The following is a 4,892-nucleotide window of genomic DNA, read 5'->3' on the forward strand; positions in this document are numbered from 1 at the left end:
GATCGGCTGGTCCAGGTGCCAGAGAATGCGGGGATAGTCGCGCTTGAAGTCCTCGGCCGTGGGCTGCACGACCACCTGTTTGGCCCCGACGTGTCGGGCCACGGTTTGCGCGTGCTCGAACTCGTCGTAGCGCGGGCCGTAAGGGTAACGGCATGAGAAGACGACGTCCGGTTTGGCCAGGCAGGCGATCAGCGAGGAATCGAGGCCGCCGGAGAGGAACACGCCGACCGGGACGTCGCTGCGCAGCCGCAGCTTCACCGCGTCCTCGAGCAGCCACCTCAGCTTCTCGACGTAATAGGCTTCCTTCTCGTAGGGGCCGTCGAAGGAGGGGATTTCCCAGTAGCGCCGCACGCGCGCCCTCTCCCCGTCGTAGCGCAGGAAGCAGCCCGGGGGAAGGGTCAGAATGCCCTTGAACAGGGTCTGCTCGTCGATTGACGTCTCGAACGCGCCGTACTCCTCCGGCAGCGCCGGCTCGGCGTCGAGCAGGGTAAGGAGGCTCTTGATCTCCGAGGCGAAGGCGAAACGGATCGGCCCCCGGGGCAGGGAGTAGTACAAGGGCTTTTCTCCCATCCGGTCCCGGGCGAGGAACAGCTCCTTCCCGTTCCAGATCGCGAAAGCGAACATGCCGATGAAGCGTTCCAGGCAGCGCTCCCCCCACTCGGCATAGGCGTGCAGGATGACTTCCGTGTCGGACTGGGTCCGGAAACGGTGGCGCTCCTCCAGCTCCTTGCGGAGCTCACGGTAGTTGAAGATCATCCCGTTGAAGACGAGGGTGAGCCGGCCGTCCTGGGTGCTCATCGGTTGCTGGCCGGTCTTGAGATCGATCACCTTGAGCCGCCGGCTGCCCAGGCTGACGGCGCCCGAGGTCAGGGTGCCGGAGGCGTCCGGCCCCCGGTGGAACAGAATCTCGGTGGCGTCCGAGATATCGGCTTTCCCCCAGATTCCCGCGATGCCGCACATGCTTGCTCCGCCGCCGGACACGCCGTCAACGGCGCTTCCGGATCCGATATTCGTAGAACGCCTTCGGGAGGTCGGTCGCGGCCTTCAAGGAGAAGATCACGGGGCGCTTGATGAACGACTCGCCCGCGTGCCGGCGGAAGAAAGTGATCGGCACCTGCCGGATCCGGTACCCCTTGAAGTGAGCCGCCACCGTGATCAGGCTCTGGAAGGAGAAGTACTTCTGTTCATAGTCGAGAATGTCGGCGAAAACCTGTCTTTTATAGCATATGAAGCCCGACTTGACGTCCTGAAGGTTCATGGAAAAGATCCATTGAAGGATTTTGGAGAGGCCGACACTGAGAACGTCCCGGAGATAGTTCGGCTCCTCGCGGTCCTTGCGCCATCCCTGGACGAGATCCCAACCCCCGGAAGCCATCTCCCGGTAGAGGGGCGGGATGTCCTCCGGCGCGTATTGCAGGTCGGCGTCGGTGGTGAGGACGAGATCGCCCTTCGACGCCGCGAGCCCGCTCCGCCATCCCTCCACGATCCCGCGATTCACGCGATGATGGACGGGCCGGACGTTTTGGAACTGCCTCGCCAGCTGGTCGATGAGGGCGGCTGTTCCATCGCGGCTCCCGTCGTTGACCAGGACGATCTCCCCGGGGATGCCTGCCGATCCCATCGCCTGGTTGATGCGATTCACCAGCACGCTGAGATTCTTCTCTTCGTTGAAGCAGGGGACGACCACGCTCAGCGTCGGACCGGGCTGCAGCCCGGCCCGCGGGATCTCCACCGAGGTCGTCTCGCTCTCCATCCCTCCTCCGCCCGCGGAAAGTCCCGTAACCCTACCATAACCCCGAGAGCCGCTGCGGAGACTCAGCTTCCCGTGGCGAGGGACACGGCGCTCGAATCCTCGCGGGCCAGCGCGGAGAAGAAATCCCGCAGCGCGGGGAATTCCTCGGGACGAATCTCGCGCCGCGAGACCTTCAAGGAGCGCTTCACGACCAGCAGGTCGCCCTCGGGGTCGTGCGACAGCTCGTAACTCGTAGAGGCCTGAAGGCCGGGGCCATCCTGCTTCCGGTCCGCCGGCACCTTGGCCAGGGTCCTTCCCGGCGGCAGGCGCAACCGAACCTCCGAGGTCTGCTTCGAAGTGGGCCGTGACTCTCAGAGGGTCGCCCGGTACCCTTCAGGGAAGTCGTCGGCGGAAGCCGCCCCATCGCGACCCTTCTCAAGCAAAAGAATGCCGACAACGAGGAGAAGGCCGTGTTGCTCGTGGCGGCGCTCCGCTCTCTCGGGCTCGAGGGGTTCCCGGCACTCGTCTCGGGAAGGGACGGCGGGTCGGTGAACCCGAAGTTCTTCAGTCTCTCCCAGTTCACGCACACCGTGGCGGTCCTGCCGGGGCCCGGCGGCGCGCTCCAATACCTGGATCCCACGGTGAGCTACGCCCCTGCGGGCTTCATGCCGTGGCAGGACTCCGGCGCGGACGCCCTGCTTCTGAAGGACGGAGAGACCGGTAAGGTCGTCGAAGCGGATCGAACCGCGGTCTCTTTCCAAGCGGAAGGAGCGTCGAATTGAGATGAGGAGTGCGTGAAGGGCCGGAGCCTCAATGCGATTTGAGCACGGCGCCGAGCGGGCCGCCGAGGAAAGGAAGGGGATTCACGGGATGCCCGTCGCGCCGGACTTCGAAGTGCAGGTGGGCGCCTTGCGCGTTTCCTGAAACGCCGACTTCCGCGATCGGAGTTCCCGCCTGGACCTCCGAGTCTTCCGGCACCAGGATCTTGCTCGCGTGGGCGTAGAGCGTCGAAATCCCGCCCCCATGATCGATGATCACCGTCTTTCCGTACCCCCGCTCCTTCCCCGTCCATCGGACCCGCCCGGGAGCCGCCGCTTTCACTTCCTCGCCGATCTCGCCGTCGATGTCGATTCCCTGATGGGAACCGTTCGGCCGGATCGATTCGTACGTGGAGGTGATCTTCCCTTCGATCGGCCACACCAGCGGCGGCCTGCCGGCCGGAGGAATCTCGAGCGGCGCCGAGGCGCCCGGAACGAACAGCGCCTTTCCCGCAGGGATCGTCGCGGGATCGGTGATTTCGTTGACCTCGCTCAGGGCCTGCAGCGGAACGCCGTAAGCCTTCGACAGGGAATAGAGCGTCTGCCCGCGCAGGAGGACGTGACAGACCCCTCCCTTCTCCGCGATCGATTGACCGGGAATCCCGGCCAGGGCCAGGAGCGGCCATGCAGCGGACAAGATCGTGATGAGGGTCAGTCTCTTCCCGGAAGCTCGAAAAGACATGCGGCAGCATTATGGAGCCATCCAGTCCGTCCGTCCACCCCTGGAATGAAATTTTTTCGTTGACGAAACCAGCCGGTCGGGCTAGCTTGAAGCTCCCATCCGGTCGACGGACCGCGTTTGAGCGGCGCACTCCCCGCCAGCTTGGCGGATTTCCCCGAGGCTCGCTATGAGAACCCTGCGATATCCCTCGGCAACCCCGGCGTTGCTTCCATCAGCGTCGGGGATCTCCGTGCTTCAATTCAGCACTTTCGTCATTCTCCTGGTTCTCGCGACCTCCACGGTTTCGGCAGCCGTTCGAACCAGCGCGAAGTCGGGGCGGTGGAGAGCCGGGAGCACCTGGATAGGCGGCAAAGTCCCTTCCGCGACGGACGAAGTCGTGATCGCCTCCAACCATCAGGTCGAATTCGATGGACCCGCGAACCATCAGGATGAATGCGCGAAGCTCACGATCCAGGCTGGCGCCATGTTGTATTTCAGCCCGAGCGCGACCAGTTTCCAGGTCGGCGGAAACGGACCGGGAGTCCCGGGGGGGATCGACGTCGCGGGTGTTCTGACGGTTCGCGCCGGAGTCACCGTGGAGATCGATCCCGACGGGAACGCGGCCGCCGAGGAAGATGGGGTGACCGTCCGGGCCGGTGGAGAACTGAGGATGCTCGGAACCGTCATTCACCAGGGTCAGGCGGCGACCGTCGTGTCGGACGACAACACCTCGAACATCGCGTTCAGCGATCCCGCTTTGTCGATGGGCTCCCAGACCGCGCCGTATCGCGTCGTCTGGAGATCGGGGCAACGCAAGGGCCGCTGGTACGACATCGCCTCCTTTTCGCAAGGAGTCCTCAGTCTCGATTATCGGAGCCGGAGCAACGCGGAGCGACTGGGCGAGCCCGATTATCGTACGGGTCTCGCCTCGGTTTCGGGACGGACCGTCACGGGGAGCGGAACCCAGTGGACTGCCGCGACCGGGGACGGCTCGTGGTGGTGGTGCGCCGCGGACGGCATCCAGAGGAGAGTCCGGATCGTTCGAGTGATCTCGCCCACGTCGCTGTGGCTGGCCAAAGACTATGGGCCCTCCGCCTGCTCCTTCCCCTCCTCGTACGTCTTGAGGGACGAAAACCAGCCTTCCGCGGCGGCCGATTCCTCCGAGAGGATCCTGCCTGGCGATTCCTACCAAGTCATTCTTCCCGCCACGCTGCGCAGCCGGAACGGGTCCGACGACAACTTCGACGAACAGATCTTCGTGCGCCTGGAGAGGGGATCGACCTACCTGTTCTGGAACGCCTCCTTCGAGTCGTTGGGGAAGGAGGCCTGGAAGCCTTCGGCAGGCAGCGGCATCCGTATCGTCGGGTTTCAAGGCCCAGCCTCGAAAGGCATGATCAACACGGTGGAGATCTATCGTTACGGAGGTGATGCGGCCATCGAGTGGGAGGATTCCGGCAACTTCGACGCCGACTGGCTGTTCCTTCATTGGGCGCATCCCATGGTCACGCGGAACGAGGGACACGGCGTCAAGATCCAGACTACGACGCCCGAGGGCTCCGCCGACAACGTCCGAATCAGGAACGCCCGGTTCGACCGGACCAACGACGATTTCGTCTGGTGGAACACCCCGTGTGGCGGCACCTCCGGCGTGTACGACAGCATCGGCAAGTACTGTCCCAAC

General features: G+C 64.4%; 6 protein-coding genes. 2 read left to right on the forward strand and 4 right to left on the reverse strand.

The features are described 5' to 3' along the window. The 3 genes from asnB to VGR67_04410 form a co-directional block, all read right to left on the reverse strand. Positions 1 to 960: asparagine synthase (glutamine-hydrolyzing) (asnB, locus tag VGR67_04400; protein HEV8335638.1), on the reverse strand; the 960-nt coding region annotated here is incomplete at its 3' end. 25 nt (positions 961 to 985) lie between these two features. Beyond that, entirely contained in the window at positions 986 to 1,753 is a 768-nt protein-coding gene (locus VGR67_04405) for a glycosyltransferase family 2 protein (GenBank protein HEV8335639.1), read from the reverse strand. A 62-nt stretch (positions 1,754 to 1,815) separates the two neighbouring features. Continuing rightward, positions 1,816 to 2,064, reverse strand: a complete 249-nt coding sequence (locus VGR67_04410; protein ID HEV8335640.1) for a hypothetical protein — start codon at positions 2,062 to 2,064, stop codon at positions 1,816 to 1,818. Between the two features lie 138 nt (positions 2,065 to 2,202). Here VGR67_04410 and VGR67_04415 point away from each other — a divergent pair, with 138 nt between their 5' ends. Then, positions 2,203 to 2,514, forward strand: a complete 312-nt coding sequence (locus VGR67_04415) for a hypothetical protein (protein ID HEV8335641.1) — start codon at positions 2,203 to 2,205, stop codon at positions 2,512 to 2,514. A gap of 28 nt (positions 2,515 to 2,542) precedes the next feature. Here the strand turns inward: VGR67_04415 and VGR67_04420 are convergent, their stop codons facing one another. Then, a complete protein-coding gene (locus VGR67_04420) occupies positions 2,543 to 3,187 on the reverse strand; it encodes a peptidoglycan DD-metalloendopeptidase family protein (protein HEV8335642.1) in 645 nt (214 codons plus the stop codon). A 211-nt stretch (positions 3,188 to 3,398) separates the two neighbouring features. Between VGR67_04420 and VGR67_04425 the strand changes: the two genes are divergently transcribed. Further along, a partial coding sequence (locus VGR67_04425) for a hypothetical protein (GenBank protein HEV8335643.1) occupies positions 3,399 to 4,892 on the forward strand: 1,494 nt, incomplete at its 3' end.

The organism is Candidatus Polarisedimenticolia bacterium (assembly GCA_036004685.1).
GTDB lineage: Bacteria > Acidobacteriota > Polarisedimenticolia > Gp22-AA2 > AA152 > DASYRE01.